The organism is Brachybacterium sp. J144, from assembly GCF_036321705.1.
In the GTDB taxonomy this organism is placed as follows: Bacteria; Actinomycetota; Actinomycetes; order Actinomycetales; family Dermabacteraceae; genus Brachybacterium.
On record NZ_JAZDCG010000028.1, the window covers coordinates 160,448 to 174,735 of the forward strand.

Consider the following 14,288-nt stretch of genomic DNA (forward strand, 5'->3'; position numbering starts at 1 on the left):
TAGCCCAGGTCACGTCGGCCACGCCTCGGCGTAGAGGCGCCGCGTGTCCGAGAGCAGGATCGGGAGGGCCTTGGTCCGACCCACCACGGGCAGGAAGTTCGCATCCCCCGGCCAGCGCGGCACGACGTGCTGATGGAGGTGGGCCGCGATCCCGGCACCGGCGACCTCGCCCTGGTTCATGCCCAGGTTGAAGCCCGCCGGGGAGGAGACCTCGCGGATCACGCGCATGGCGGTGCGGGTGATCTCGGCGACCTCGGCGACCTCGTCGTCGGTGAGCTCCGTGTAGTCCGAGACGTGCCGGTAGGGGCACACCAGCAGATGGCCGGAGTTGTACGGGTACAGGTTCAGGATCGCGTAGGCGACCCGACCGCGGTGCACGATCAGGGCGTCCTCGTCGTCGCGCGCCGGTCCGGCGCAGAAGGGGCACTGCGCGGCGTCGTCGGGGTCCTCGGGCTTGTCCTGCCCGCCGATGTACGCCATGCGGTGCGGCGTCCACAGGCGCTGGGTGGTGTCGGGGACGCCCGCGAAGGCGCGGGCGTCCTCGATCACGACGGGCTCGTCGCCCTGCTCGGCGGACCCCGTCACACCTGCGCCTTGTCGCGGATCGCCGCGACGATCCGCTCGACGGCCTCGTCGACGGCGATGCCGTTGTCCTGGCTGCCGTCCCGCATCCGGAAGGAGACGGCGCCGGCGGCCTGGTCCTCGCCGCCGGCGATCAGCAGGTAGGGGACCTTCTCCTTGGTGTGGGTGCGGATCTTCTTCTGCATCCGGTCGTCGGAGTCGTCGACCACCACGCGCACGCCGCGGGCGCGCAGCCTCTGGGCGACCTCCTCGAGATAGGGCGCGTACTCGGCGGCGACCGGGATGCCCACGACCTGCACCGGGGCGAGCCACACGGGGAAGGCCCCGGCGTAGTGCTCGAGCAGCACGCCGAAGAAGCGCTCGATCGAGCCGAACAGGGCGCGGTGGATCATCACCGGACGCTGCCGCGTGCCGTCGGACGCGGTGTACTCGAGCTCGAACAGCTCGGGCTCGAAGAAGTCCAGCTGGATGGTGGACAGCTGCCAGGTGCGGCCGATCGCGTCCTTGGCCTGGACGGAGATCTTGGGGCCGTAGAAGGCGGCGCCGCCCGGATCGGGGACCAGCTCGAGGCCGGAGGCGGTGGCGACCTCCTCGAGGGTGCGGGTCGCCTCCTCCCAGGTCGCGTCGTCGCCGACGGACTTCTCGGGATCGCGGGTGGACAGCTCGAGGTAGAAGTCGTCGAGCCCGTAGTCGCGCAGGAGGTCCAGCACGAACTGCAGCAGGCTCGCGAGCTCCTCCTTCATCTGCTCGCGGGTGGTGTAGATGTGGGCGTCGTCCTGGGTGAAGCCGCGGGCGCGGGTCAGGCCGTGGACCACGCCGGACTTCTCGTAGCGGTAGACGCTGCCGAACTCGAACAGCCGCAGCGGCAGCTCGCGATAGGAGCGCCCGCGGGAGCGGTAGACGAGGTTGTGCATGGGGCAGTTCATGGGCTTGAGGTAGTAGTCCTGGCCCTGCTTGGTGACGTTGCCCTCCGCGTCCACCTCCTCGTCCATGTGCATGGGCGGGTACATCCCGTCGGCGTACCACTCGAGGTGCCGCGAGGTCTCGAAGAGGTTCTTCTTGGTGATGTGCGGGGTGGAGACGAAGGAGTAGCCGGCCTCGACGTGGCGGCGGCGCGAGTAGTCCTCCATCTCCATCTTGATCATGGCGCCCTTGGGATGGAACACCGGCAGGCCCGAGCCGATCTCGTCCGGGAAGGAGAAGAGGTCGAGCTCGCTGCCCAAGCGGCGGTGGTCGCGGCGCTCGGCCTCGGCGATCCGCTCCTGATGGGCGCGCAGCTCCTCCTTCGAGGGCCAGGCGGTGCCGTAGACGCGCTGCAGCATCGGGTTCTTCTCGCTCCCGCGCCAGTAGGCGGCGGCGGAGCGGGTCAGGGCGAAGCCGTTGCCGATGAGCTTGGTGGAGGGCAGGTGGGGGCCACGGCACAGGTCGGTCCAGACCACCTCGTCGCGCCGGTTGACGTTGTCGTACATCGTCAGCCCGCCCTCGCCGACCTCGACGCTCGCGCCCTCGCCGGCGTCCGCGGCGGTGGACTTCAGGCCGATCAGCTCGAGCTTGTACGGCTCGCCGGCCTCCTCGGCGCGGGCGGCGTCGTCGCTGATCTCGCGACGCACGAAGCGCTGCCCCTCCTTGACGATCCGGCCCATCTCCTTCTCGAGCGCCTTGATCGACTCGGGGGTGAAGGGCTCGGCCACGTCGAAGTCGTAGTAGAAGCCGTCGGTGATGGGCGGTCCGATGCCCAGCTTCGCGTTGGGGTTGATCTTCTGCACCGCCTGGGCGAGCACGTGCGCGGTCGAGTGGCGCAGGATCGAGAGGCCGTCGGGGCTCGAGATGTCCACGCCCTCGACGCCCTGCCCGTCCGTGAGCGCGGTCGCGAGGTCGCGCAGCTCGCCGTCGACGCGGAGGGCGATGATCGTGGTGGTCCCCGCGAAGAGCTCGGTGCCCGTGGTCCCCTCCTCGATCCGCTGGGGGAATCCGTCGAGGGTGATGGCGATCTGTGCCACGGAATGCTCCTTGCTGTGCGGGTCGAGCCGGCCGACGATGCCGGCTCCGCCAGGCATCTTATCGGGAGCGGATCGCTCGGAACCCCGAACAGCACCCGACAGCACGGACCAGCAGCGGATAGCACGCGAGCCCCGGTCCGAGGACCGGGGCTCGCATCGATGGTGGGCGATACTGGGATCGAACCAGTGACCTCTTCCGTGTCAGGGAAGCGCGCTACCGCTGCGCCAATCGCCCGCGCCGCGACCCGGGGGACGCGGTGGAGGTGGGTACGGGATTCGAACCCGTGTACACGGCTTTGCAGGCCGTTGCCTCGCCTCTCGGCCAACCCACCGCGGAGTGCGATGCACCCCTCGACGAGAAAGGCGCGTCCGACGAGAACGTCGGGCGCGCCGTCCCGGAGAGCGGACGACGGGACTCGAACCCGCGACCCTCACCTTGGCAAGGTGATGCTCTACCAACTGAGCCACGTCCGCATACAGGGATCCGAGGATCCTGCGTGGGCGATACTGGGATCGAACCAGTGACCTCTTCCGTGTGAAGGAAGCGCGCTACCCCTGCGCCAATCGCCCTGATGCCGCCCCGCGGGGCGAACTCGAAGAAGCCTACACGAGGTTCACCGAGGGTAGCGCCACCTGGGATGTGACGTACATCCGAGGTGCTTCCGGGCATCCCGCACCCTCCCGCTCGCGACCCTAGACCCCTCGCCGACCAACCTCCGACCGGCGCCCTACCGACCCTCGACCCACCCCTGACTCGCTCCCCCGGCTCCCCCCGAACATCGCCATCCACGAACCGGCCCCGACCCCGGCGGTGACGTCGGCCACCTCGACCCCGATCGGTTTGCGCCGGTGACCGATCCGGCACTACAGTCGTCCCTCGTCGGCTCAGCCGATATGCGGACGTGGCTCAGTTGGTAGAGCATCACCTTGCCAAGGTGAGGGTCGCGGGTTCGAGTCCCGTCGTCCGCTCCATTCCTCCCCGCCTCACGGCGCATGGGCGATTGGCGCAGCGGTAGCGCGCTTCCCTGACACGGAAGAGGTCACTGGTTCGATCCCAGTATCGCCCACCACCCGGCCTCGGATCCCTCACGGATCCGGGGCCGTCGTCGTTCCCGCACCGTGACCCGCGCGTACTTGTCGAGGCCCTGCCTGCCAGTACCCTGAGCCCATGCAGATCTGGACCGGTCAGCCCTACCCGCTCGGCGCCACCTTCGATGGCTCCGGCACCAACTTCGCCCTGTTCTCGGAGGTCGCCGAGCGGGTCGAGCTGTGCCTGTTCGACACGGACGGGACCGAGACGAGGATCGAGGTCACCGAGGTCGACGCCTTCGTGTGGCACGTCTACCTCCCCGCCGTGCAGCCCGGCCAGAAGTACGGCTACCGCGTGCACGGCCCCTTCGACCCCGCGAGCGGCCACCGCTGCGATCCCTCGAAGCTGCTGCTGGACCCGTACGCGAAGGCGATCGCGGGCATGGCCAGCAACCACCCCTCGCTGTACAGCTACGAGTTCGACAACCCGGAGTTGCGCAACAGCGACGACTCCGCCGAGCACACGATGCACTCCGTGGTGGTCTCGCCCTACTTCGACTGGGGCAACGACCATCCCCCGGCCCACCAGTACCACGACACCGTGATCTACGAGGCCCACGTCAAGGGCCTGACGATGCAGCACCCGGAGATCGACGAGTCGATCCGCGGCACCTACGTCGCGATGGGCCATCCGGCGATCATCCAGCACCTGAAAAACCTCGGGGTGACGGCGGTCGAGCTGATGCCGGTCCACCAGTTCGTGCAGGACGGCCACCTGGTGGAGAAGGGCCTGCGGAACTACTGGGGCTACAACACCATCGGCTTCTTCGCCCCGCACAACGAGTACTCGTACGCGGGGGACCTGGGCCAGCAGGTCCAGGAGTTCAAGCAGATGGTGAAGAACCTCCACGAGGCCGACATCGAGGTGATCCTCGACGTGGTCTACAACCACACCGCCGAGGGCAACCAGCTCGGCCCCACCCTCTGCTTCCGCGGCATCGACAACCGGGCGTACTACCGCCTCGTCGAGGACGACCAGGCGCACTACTACGACACCACCGGCACCGGGAACTCGCTGCTGATGCGAACTCCGCACGTGCTCCAGCTGATCATGGACTCGCTGCGCTACTGGGTCGCCGAGATGCACGTGGACGGATTCCGGTTCGACCTCGCCTCGACCCTCGCGCGCGAGCTGCATGAGGTGGACCGGCTCTCGGCCTTCTTCGACATCATCCAGCAGGATCCGGTCATCTCCCAGGTCAAGCTGATCGCCGAGCCGTGGGACCTCGGCGAGGGCGGCTACCAGGTGGGCGGCTTCCCGCCCCTGTGGTCGGAGTGGAACGGCCGCTACCGCGATACGGTCCGCGACTTCCACCGCTCCGAGCCGGGCAAGATCGGCGACTTCACCTCGCGCCTCGCGGGCAGCTCCGACCTGTACCAGCACACGGGCCGCACCCCGATCGCCTCGATCAACTTCGTCACCGCGCACGACGGCTTCACGATGCGCGACCTGGTCTCCTACAACGAGCGCCACAACGAGGCGAACCAGGAAGGCGGCAACGACGGCGAGAGCCACAACCGCTCCTGGAACTCGGGTGTCGAGGGCGAGACCGACGATCCGCAGATCCTCGCGCTGCGCAAGCGCCGCGCGAAGAACCTCATGGCTACCCTGCTGCTCAGTCAGGGCGTGCCGATGCTGCTGCACGGGGACGAGATGGGCCGCACGCAGCAGGGCAACAACAACACCTACTGCCAGGACGACGAGCTGTCATGGGTCGACTGGGACCTCGACCCTCACCAGGAGGAGATGCTCTGGTTCACCCGGCACATGATCGCCCTGCGCCGCGAGCACCCGATCTTCCGCCGCCGCCGCTTCCTGCAGGGTGTGGTGCGGGACGACGCCGACTCGGTGCTGAAGGACGTGGACTGGCTGGGGACGGACGGCGCGCCGATGTCCGACGAGGAGTGGGGCGATGCGCAGAACAAGTGCCTGACCATGTTCCTCAACGGCTCGGCGATCCCCGAGCCCAACGGCCGCGGCGAGCGGATCGAGGACGACTCGGCGCTGGTCATGTTCAACGCCTCCGGCAACGAGGTCGATTTCGTGCTCCCGCCGGCGGAGTACGGGACGAGCTGGGAGGTCGCCCTCGGCACGGGCGACACCATCGAGATGGGCACCACCCTGGAGGCGGGGCAGAGCGTCTCCCGGCCCAGCCATTCGCTGCTGATCCTCCTGCGGCCCCCGATGGCGGCCGAGGAGGAGGCGGGTCCGGGCGAGAATCCGGGCCTCTCGATCCGCGCCTGACCCCACCGGCCCCGTCCCCCAGCGTTCCAGGAGAGCAGCGATCGTGAGCACGGACCGTGAGCACCGCCCCCGACCCTCGACGCGGGAGCGGGGTCCCATCCCGCGCGGAGCCCGCCCCGTCCCGACCTCGACCTACCGGCTGCAGCTGCACGCCGGCTTCACGGCCGACGATGCAGCGGCTCTGGTCCCGTATCTGGCCCGGCTGGGCGTCGGCCACGTGTTCTGCTCCCCCGTCCTGCAGGCGGCGCCCGGCTCGATGCACGGCTACGACGTGGTCGACCACGGTCGGATCTCCGCGGACATCGGCGGGGAGGAGGCACTGCGCCGCCTCGCAGCGGCCGCCCACGAGCACGGGATGGGCCTGATCGTCGACGTGGTCCCCAACCACATGGCGATCCCCACCCCGATCCACCACAACCACGCCCTGTGGTCGGTGCTCCGGGACGGGGCCGACTCCCCCTTCGCGTCCTGGTTCGACGTGGATCCGACGGCGGAGCGCTCGATCCTCATGCCGGTGCTGGGCCGACCGATCGGGGCCGTGCTCGCCGACGGCGAGATCACCGTCGCCACCGACGAGATCCCGCAGGCCGACGGCTCGCTGCGCGAGGAGACGGTGCTGCGCTACTTCGACCACGTGCTGCCGGTCGCCACCGGCACCGAGCACCTGGGCCTCGCCGACCTGCTGGATCGGCAGTGGTACCGCCTCGCGTACTGGAAGGTCTCCGACGACGAGCTGAACTACCGCCGCTTCTTCGACGTGAACACCCTCGCCGCCGTGCGGGTCGAGCTGCCGGAGGTCTTCACCGCGACCCATGCGACGCTGCTGCGGCTGCAGGGCGAGGGCGTGATCGACGGCTATCGCATCGATCATCCCGACGGGCTCGCCGATCCGCGCGGCTACCTGCGCGATCTCGACCGGGCGACGGACGGCGCCTGGACCGTGGTGGAGAAGATCCTCGAGGGCGAGGAGCGGCTGCCGGGCGACTTCCCGTGCGCGGGCACCACCGGATACGACGCTCTGTGGCGGGTGGGCGGGCTGTTCCATGACCCACACGGCGCCCCCGCGCTCACCCACCTCTGGCAGCGCCGCACCGGCGACCTGCGCCCCTTCGAGGAGGTCGCCCGCGAGGCGACGGATCTCGTGATCACCACGAGCCTGTGGGCGGAGATCGAGCGGCTGACCTCGCTCATCCACCGCATCTGCCAGGAGGACATCCGGCTGCGGGACACGACCCGGCGACACATCCAGCGGGTGGTGATCGCGCTGCTCGGCGCGATGGACCGCTACCGTGCGTACATCGTCCCCGGCGAGGCCGCGCCCGGTGCCGAGCGGGCCGTGATCGAGGCCGCCGCCGAGCGGGCCCTGCTCGAGCTGGGCGAGGACGAGGACGTGCGCGGCACCCTCGAGACGGTCGTCGCCCTGGTCTGCGGGGACGAGGTGGGCAGCGCGGGTCGCCGCGCCGAGGCCGATCGGGCGGAGGTGGTGATCCGCTTCGCGCAGACCTGCGGACCGGTCCATGCCAAGGCCCACGAGGACACCGCCTTCTACCGTTACCCGCGCTTCCTGCCCGTCACCGAGGTGGGCGCGGATCCGGAACGGATCGGGGTCGAGCCGGATGAGCTGCACGACCACGCCCTCGCGATGGTCCGCGAGCGGCCGGATTCGATGACCACCCTGTCCACGCATGACACGAAGCGCAGCGAGGACGTGCGGGCGCGTCTCGCGGTGCTGACCGAGGCACCCCGGGAGTGGTCCCTCCTCGTGCTCGATCTGGAGCGGGCCCTCGCCGGCGAGCGCGGCGACCGGGTGGACGGGGCGATCGGACTGCTGCTCGCCCAGACACTCGCCGCCTGCTGGGACCTGCCGGGCTCGCGCGCCGCACGGATCGACGGCGAGCGCCTGGACGGCTATCTCCCCAAGGCGATGCGGGAGGCGAAGACCCACACCACCTGGACCGAGCAGGACGAGGAGTACGAGCGGCAGGTGCTCGCCCTGGGACGGGCGGCGCTCGGGAGCGCGGAGGTGGAGGCGCTCCTGACCGAGTGGACTCGGCGCACGCTCCCCGCCCAGCGCGCCGCGATCCTGGGCCAGAAGCTCGTGCAGCTGACCATGCCCGGTGTGCCGGACGTCTATCAGGGCAACGAGACGGTCGACCTCTCCCTCGTCGACCCCGACAACCGTCGGCCGGTCGACCACCGCGCGCACGCCGAGCGGCTGGAGCGCATGCTCGCAGGCGCGGGGCCGGACGGGCTCGACGACGAGAAGCTGTGGCTGACCCATCGGGCGCTGCGCTTGCGCCGCGAGCGGCCGGAGCTGTTCCGCGGGCGGGACGCGGCGTATCTGCCGCTCGCGACCACGACCGGGCACGCGGTGGCCTTCGGCCGGGCCGTCGGCGACGGCCCCGTCGAGGCGGTCACCGTCGTCACCCGCCTTGCGCACGGCCTGGCCCAGCGCGGCGGCTGGGGCGAGGCCTGGATCTCGCTACCCGAGGGCGAGTGGCAGGACCTCCTCTCGGGAACCGTCGTGGCGGGCGGCCGCACCCCGCTCGGCGACCTGCTCGACACCTGGCCCGTCGCGCTGCTGGTGCGCCCGGAGGCGGGGGCGGCGATCGAGGGCGGGACCCGCGCATGAGCGCCGGCAGCCTCTCCGTGGACCGTTCCCGCTATGCCGTCTGGGCTCCTGCCGCCGCGCGCGTCGAGGTGCGCGTCGACGGCGCGGTCCATCCGATGACCCCGTCGGCGGACGGCTGGTTCGAGCTGCCGGGCGTCCCTGCGGTGCCCGGAGCCCGCTACTCCTTCCGGCTCGACGGCGGCGAGCTGTGGCTGCCGGACCCGCGATCCCTGTCCCAGCCCGACGGGGTGCACGGCGAGAGCGAGGTCGTCGATCCGTCCGCGCTGCGCACCGCCGACGGGTGGGAGGGACGCTCCCTGCGCGGCGCCGTGCTGTACGAGCTGCACGTGGGCACCTTCGCGTCCGGGCCGGACGGTGCCTCCGGCACCCTGGACTCCGCGATCGAGCGGCTCGACGAGCTGGTCGACCTCGGCGTCGACGCGGTCGAACTGATGCCGCTGGCGACCTTCCCCGGGGACCGCGGCTGGGGGTACGACGGGGTGGGGCTGTACGCGGTCCATGCCGCCTACGGTGGCCCGGCGGCGCTCGCGCGCTTCGTCGCGGCGGCGCACTCCCGCGGACTCGCCGTCGTGCTCGACGTGGTCCACAACCACCTCGGCCCCTCCGGGAACTACCTGGGGATGTTCGGCCCCTACTTCACGCCCCTGCACCTCACGCCCTGGGGCGAGGCGGTCAACCTCGACCAGCCGGGCGCCGCCGAGGTGCGGGCGTTCCTGCTGGGCAGCGCCCGCCAGTGGCTCGTCGATCTCGGTCTCGACGGGCTCCGCCTCGACGCCGTGCACGAGCTGCACGACGACTCGCCGCGGCATCTGCTGGCCGAGCTGTCGGATGCGGTCCGGGTCTGGGAGGCGGAGACGGGGCGTCCGCTCACGCTGATCGCCGAGTCGGATCGCAACCAGCCCGCGACCGTCACCCCCACCGCGGCCGGCGGCCTCGGCATGGACATGCAGTGGGCCGACGACGTCCACCACGGCGTGCACGCCTGGATCTCCGGCGAGCGCGCGGGCTACTACGCCGACTTCGGGGACGCCGAGGTGCTGCGCACGGTGCTGACGGGGATGTTCCTGCACGCCGGCACCTGGTCGAGCTTCCGGGAGCAGGTGTGGGGTGCCCCGGTGGATCCGTCGTCCCCGCACTACGACGGCCACTCTTTCGTGGTGTTCCTCCAGGACCACGACCAGGTGGGCAATCGGGCGGCCGGAGATCGCCTCCACCATCGCCTCTCCCCCGAGCAGCATGCGGCGGCCGCCGCGCTGGTCCTGCTCGGTCCCGGCACGCCGATGCTGTTCCAGGGCGAGGAGTGGGCGGCCTCGACGCCCTTCGCCTTCTTCACCGATCACGACGCGGAACTGGGCCCGCTGGTGAGCGCGGGCCGGGCGGAGGAGTTCGCCGCGATGGGCTGGAGCGAACAGGTGCCCGATCCGCAGGACCGCGCCACCTTCGTCGCCTCGCAGCTGCGGTGGCAGGAGCGGGACCGCGGCGATCACGCCCGGATCCTGGACTGGTACCGCACGCTCCTCTCCCTGCGCCGGGCGGAGGACGATCTGGGCAGCGGAGATCTGCGCCGCACCGCGGTCGAGGTGCTCTCGGAGTCCGCGGTGCTGCTTCGCCGCGGCGGGATCGGGGTCCTCGCCCATCGCGGGCCGGGCCCGCTCCGTCTCGCCCCGGAGCAGGGCGCCGGGGAGCTGCTCGCCCGGTTCGGCGAGGTCCACCACAGAGCCGACGGCGAGATCGAGCTGCTGGGCGCCGGGGCGGCCGTGCTCCGGCTCACCGAGCGCTGAGGGCGCGGCGGGGCGTCAGCGGGCCAGGTAGCCGCCGTCGACCGGGAGCACCGCCCCGTGCAGGTAGTCCGCGGCGGAGCTGGCGAGGAAGAGGACCATCCCGACGAGGTCCGCGGGATCGCCCCAGCGTCCGGCGGGGATGCGGCCGAGGATCTCGCGGTTGCGGTCCTCGTCCTCGCGGAGCGCGGTGTTGATCTCGGTGGCGATGTAACCGGGTGCGATGGCGTTGACGCCCACGCCGCGGCCGGCCCAGTCGTTGGCGACGGACCGCGTGAACTGGGCGACCGCGCCCTTCGAGGCGGAGTAGGCGGCGTTCTGCACCCCGCCGAAGAAGGACATCATCGAGGCGATGTTGACGATGCGTCCGCCGCCCCGGGCGAGCATCGGTCGGCCGAAGGCCTGGGTGAGGTGCACGAGCGCGTCGAGGTTCACGGCCATGACCTCGGAGAACTCCTCGAGGGGGAAGTCCTCGAAGGAGTGCCGTCGGGTGATGCCCGCATTGTTGACCAGCAGGTTCACCTCGTGGTCGGCGAGCACCTGCGAGATCGCGGACGCCCGAGCGACGGGATCGGAGAGGTCGACGGAGAGGGGGTGGTGCCCCTCGCCGAGGCTGTCGGTGCCCCGTTGCAGGCCGATCACCTCGGCGCCGCTCGCGAGGAGACCCTCGGTGATGGCCCGGCCGATGCCCCGGGTGGAGCCGGTGACGACGGCGGTCGTCCCCGAGAGGTCGACGTGGAGAGTTCCGGGGGTGCTCATGCGGGGCGACCTCCTGGTCGGCGGGGGTGGGTCAGTGGTGGGCGGGGCTCCCCCGGCCGAGAGCTCAGCCGGCGGAGAGCGCAGCCGGCGGAGGGCTCAGCCGGCGGAACGCTCCGCCGTCCCCACCATCTCCGCGCCGTCCCGGGCGAGGGAGGCGAGCCGGGAGAGGGCGCGGAAGTACTTCTTGCGATAGCCGCTGCGCAGCAGGTCGGCGGAGAACAGGTCCTCGATGACGGCCGGCTCGCCCTCGCGACCGGCTCCTCCCCCAACGCCCTGGGCGGAGAGGAGGACCGGCACCTCGCGGTCGTAGAGTCGATCCACGAGCACCACGAAACGGAGCGCGTCGTGGTGGTGGGAGAGTCCGTGCACGTCCGTGAGGTGGGCGGCGGCGACCTCGTCGATGAGGGCGCCGTAGCGCGAGGGGTGCACCGTCACCAGGTGGGCGAGGAGCTCGTCGAAACCGTCCAGGGTCGCCCCGTCGAGCGATCCGGCATGGCCCTCGACCACGGTCCGCGGCAGGGCGGCGATCTCCCGCACGCCGTCGCGCCGGCGGTAGTCCTCGCCGTCGATCCGGAGCACCTCGAAGCGCTCGGCCATGGCCTGGATCTCCCGCAGGAAGTCCTGGGCGGCGAAGCGCCCCTCGCCGAGGGCGTCGGGCAGGGTGTTGGAGGTCGCGGCGACCGCGACGCCCCGATCGGACAGCTCCCGGATGAGGCGCGTCATCAGCAGGGTGTCGCCCGGGTCGTCGAGCTCGAACTCGTCGATGCACACCAGCACCGAGTCGCCCAGCAGTTCCACGGCGCGCTGGAACCCCAGGGCGCCGACGAGATCGGTGTACTCCACGAAGGTCCCGTACACGCGCTGTCCCTCGACCGCGTGGAAGAGCGAGGTGAGCAGATGGGTCTTGCCCACCCCGAAACCGCCGTCGAGGTAGAGGCCGCGGGCGCGGGCCGGGGCGCTGCGGCGGCGGAGCAGCGCGCGCAGGCCGCCGCCGGGGGCCGGGCGGCCGAGGGACGCGCCGAAGGCGGAGACCAGCTGCTTCGCCTGCTCCTGGGAGGGATGCGCCGGATCCGGCACGTAGTTGTCCAGGCGCGCCTCGGAGAAGCGGGGCGGTGGCACGAGATCCGCGAGGAGCCGCTCGAGGGTGGGTTCGGGGCGGCGGGCGCGGAGGGAGTCGGTCACGCGGGCCAGTGTAGGGCGGGTGCGGGCGCTTCCCGTCCCCCGCTCAGATCCTCGAGCCGTTCAGATCCTCAGCCCGATCGACTCCTCGCCGGGCGGGGAGGCGGGGTCGCGCACGGGGTAGGTGAGCGCTGCGGGGTCCTCGTCGAGGCCGAGCACGTCGATGAGGTAGCCGGCGAGGAGCCGCTCGTAGCGCACCGGGTCGCGGTTCCACTCCCGGGTGTGGGAGGCCCCCTCGAAGGGCACGAAGGTCACGAGATCCGGCCGGAGGGCGGCGAGTTCCCGGCTCGGAGCGGGGGGAACGGTCGCGTCGTCGAGGGCGTGGAGGAGGAGGGTGCGGTGATCGAGATGGTCGTGGTAGTAGGCGGGCGTCATCTCGTCCAGCGCGAGCGGCTCGTGCAGCCGCACCAGGCGGGCCCCGATCTGCGAGGTCATCATCCACATGGCGAGGCGGCGCATGGGCCGAGGGGCCTTCAGGGCGGTCGCGTGGTAGACGAGGATGTCCTGCCAGTCCACGGCCGGCGAGTCCAGGACGAGGCCCGCGATCCGGTCGCGGTGCGCGGTGCGGACCGAGGTGCGCAGGGCGATGCCCCCGCCCATGGACCAGCCCACGAGCACGAGTCGCCGGGCCCCGTGGGCCAGCGCGTACTCGATCGCCGCCTCGGCGTCCTCCCACTCGGCGGCGCCGAGATGGTGCATGCGGTCGGCGGAGGCGGGCGCTCCGGTGTCGTTGCGGTAGGTGATGGAGAGGGAGGTCAGTCCCAGGCGATGCAGCAGCGGGATGATCCGCAGCGCCTCACCGCGGGTCGAGCCGTGGCCGTGGATGAGGATCGCCCAGGTGTCCGCCCGGCCCGCGGCGGCGCCGTCGGCGGGGTCCGGGTCGACGCGCCAGGCGGGCATCTGGCCGACCGGGGAGTCGATCATGACCTCCTCCGTCGGCAGGCCGTGCGCGGTCTGCGGGGTGCCGGCCCAGAAGAAGCCGTTGACCGCGGCCTTCTCCACCGTGAGCGGATCGACGGTGTCCACCGCGAGGAGGGGCCGGGCGATGGTGGTCGGCGTCGGACGACCGGTGACCTCGCCGAGCCGCACGTGCACCGTCCCGCCGGACTGGCGCAGCGCGAGCAGTCCGGCCCGGCTGGACTCCTTGGTGGCGTCGAGGTGGACCCGGTCGCCGTGCACCGCGCGCACGGCCAGATCTGGACGGTGCCGCAGTCCCTGCTGGGGCACGAGCGGGAGCCGGGCCATCACGCGCGCCCCGAGGGCGAGGAGGCCTGCGCTGAGCGTGAACGTGCCGAGCGCCCCCGCTGCGCCGAGCACCGCGACGTCGGACCATCGTCCCTGGCTGCCGCGCTCCCGCAGCATGCTGAGCGGGGCGACCGAGCGGCGTCCGGGGGGCGCGGTGGGTGACCGATGCGTCATGCCGCGCATCCTATCGACGACTACGATCGAGACTGTGAGCGCCCCGACGGTCCGGCCGCGGGCGCGTCGACCAGCGCGGCGCCCGCGCCGCAGAACGGAGTGCGCGATGTCCACCGAGCCCATCGGATCCCGTCCCTACACCGTCGCCCTGAGCGAGGAGGAATGGCGCCGTCGCCTCGACCCCGCCTCGTACCAGGTGCTGCGCGAGGGCGGCACGGAGCGTCCGGGCACCGGGGAGTACGAGGAGGTGCGCGCCGCGGGCACCTACGCATGCAAGGCCTGCGGAGCAGAGCTCTTCACCGCCGAGACCCAGTTCGACGCGCACTGCGGCTGGCCCGCCTTCTACGCGCCGACGGACAGCGACGCGGTCGAGCTCCTCGAGGACACCTCCCTCGGGATGCGCCGCGTCGAGGTGCGCTGCGCGCGCTGCGGCTCCCATCTCGGGCACGTCTTCGAGGGCGAGGGCTTCCCCACCCCGACCGACCAGCGCTACTGCATCAACTCGATCAGCCTGGTGCACAGCGACGACGCCTGAGGCCGGCCGCGGGGGGGGGGGGGGGGGGGGGGGGAGGGGGGGAGGAGGGAGAAGGGGGAACGGAGAAGGA

General features: G+C 71.5%; 9 protein-coding genes and 6 tRNA genes. 6 read left to right on the forward strand and 9 right to left on the reverse strand.

Going from position 1 to position 14,288, the window contains the following annotated elements; translation table 11 throughout:
- Positions 1-9: 9 nt before the first annotated feature.
- The 6 genes from V1260_RS11175 to V1260_RS11200 form a co-directional block, all read right to left on the reverse strand.
- Positions 10-585: an HIT family protein gene (locus V1260_RS11175; RefSeq protein WP_329746897.1), complete on the reverse strand. Its 576-nt coding sequence runs from the start codon at positions 583-585 to the stop codon at positions 10-12.
- Complete coding sequence (thrS, locus tag V1260_RS11180; RefSeq protein WP_329746898.1) at positions 582-2,582, reverse strand: threonine--tRNA ligase; 2,001 nt, start codon at positions 2,580-2,582, stop codon at positions 582-584. Before thrS ends, V1260_RS11175 begins: the two co-directional genes overlap by 4 nt.
- A gap of 160 nt (positions 2,583-2,742) precedes the next feature.
- Positions 2,743-2,817 (reverse strand) — tRNA-Val (locus V1260_RS11185).
- Between the two features lie 23 nt (positions 2,818-2,840).
- Positions 2,841-2,914: transfer RNA gene (locus V1260_RS11190), tRNA-Cys, on the reverse strand.
- Positions 2,915-2,983: 69 nt separating this feature from the next.
- Positions 2,984-3,056 (reverse strand) — tRNA-Gly (locus V1260_RS11195).
- A 24-nt stretch (positions 3,057-3,080) separates the two neighbouring features.
- Positions 3,081-3,152: transfer RNA gene (locus V1260_RS11200), tRNA-Val, on the reverse strand.
- 326 nt (positions 3,153-3,478) lie between these two features.
- Between V1260_RS11200 and V1260_RS11205 the strand changes: the two genes are divergently transcribed.
- The 5 genes from V1260_RS11205 (at position 3,479) to treZ (ending at position 10,329) form a co-directional block, all read left to right on the forward strand.
- A tRNA-Gly gene (locus V1260_RS11205) sits at positions 3,479-3,554 on the forward strand.
- Positions 3,555-3,577: 23 nt separating this feature from the next.
- A tRNA-Val gene (locus V1260_RS11210) sits at positions 3,578-3,652 on the forward strand.
- Between the two features lie 98 nt (positions 3,653-3,750).
- Positions 3,751-5,916, forward strand: a complete 2,166-nt coding sequence (gene glgX / locus V1260_RS11215; protein ID WP_329746899.1) for a glycogen debranching protein GlgX — start codon at positions 3,751-3,753, stop codon at positions 5,914-5,916.
- Positions 5,917-5,959: 43 nt separating this feature from the next.
- The gene (gene treY / locus V1260_RS11220) at positions 5,960-8,548 is read left to right on the forward strand and encodes a malto-oligosyltrehalose synthase (protein WP_442878154.1); all 2,589 of its coding nucleotides are present in this window, start codon (positions 5,960-5,962) and stop codon (positions 8,546-8,548) included.
- Positions 8,545-10,329, forward strand: a complete 1,785-nt coding sequence (treZ, locus tag V1260_RS11225; protein ID WP_329746900.1) for a malto-oligosyltrehalose trehalohydrolase — start codon at positions 8,545-8,547, stop codon at positions 10,327-10,329. The genes treY and treZ overlap by 4 nt, the downstream gene beginning before the upstream one ends.
- A gap of 15 nt (positions 10,330-10,344) precedes the next feature.
- Here the strand turns inward: treZ and V1260_RS11230 are convergent, their stop codons facing one another.
- The 3 genes from V1260_RS11230 to V1260_RS11240 all read right to left on the reverse strand — a co-directional run bounded on the left by V1260_RS11230 (position 10,345) and on the right by V1260_RS11240 (position 13,683).
- Positions 10,345-11,085 carry an SDR family oxidoreductase gene (locus V1260_RS11230; protein ID WP_329746901.1) on the reverse strand — a complete coding sequence of 247 codons (741 nt, stop codon included), beginning with the start codon at positions 11,083-11,085 and terminating at the stop codon, positions 10,345-10,347.
- Between the two features lie 96 nt (positions 11,086-11,181).
- Positions 11,182-12,267, reverse strand: coding sequence for a cell division protein ZapE (gene zapE / locus V1260_RS11235; protein WP_329746902.1), 1,086 nt, complete (start codon positions 12,265-12,267; stop codon positions 11,182-11,184).
- Positions 12,268-12,327: 60 nt separating this feature from the next.
- On the reverse strand, positions 12,328-13,683 hold the full coding sequence (locus V1260_RS11240) for an alpha/beta hydrolase family protein (protein ID WP_329746903.1): 1,356 nt from the start codon (positions 13,681-13,683) through the stop codon (positions 12,328-12,330).
- A 106-nt stretch (positions 13,684-13,789) separates the two neighbouring features.
- Between V1260_RS11240 and msrB the strand changes: the two genes are divergently transcribed.
- Positions 13,790-14,218: a peptide-methionine (R)-S-oxide reductase MsrB gene (msrB, locus tag V1260_RS11245; protein ID WP_329746904.1), complete on the forward strand. Its 429-nt coding sequence runs from the start codon at positions 13,790-13,792 to the stop codon at positions 14,216-14,218.
- Positions 14,219-14,288 lie beyond the last annotated feature (70 nt).

What these genes read in the sequence shown, in the direction of transcription:
- msrB (WP_329746904.1), top strand. Translation starts at nt 13,790, where the DNA reads ATGTCCACCGAGCCCATCGGATCCCGTCCCTACACCGTCGCCCTGAGC.
- glgX (WP_329746899.1), top strand. Translation starts at nt 3,751, where the DNA reads ATGCAGATCTGGACCGGTCAGCCCTACCCGCTCGGCGCCACCTTCGAT.
- V1260_RS11240 (WP_329746903.1), bottom strand. Translation starts at nt 13,683, where the DNA reads ATGACGCATCGGTCACCCACCGCGCCCCCCGGACGCCGCTCGGTCGCC.
- V1260_RS11230 (WP_329746901.1), bottom strand. Translation starts at nt 11,085, where the DNA reads ATGAGCACCCCCGGAACTCTCCACGTCGACCTCTCGGGGACGACCGCC.
- treZ (WP_329746900.1), top strand. Translation starts at nt 8,545, where the DNA reads ATGAGCGCCGGCAGCCTCTCCGTGGACCGTTCCCGCTATGCCGTCTGG.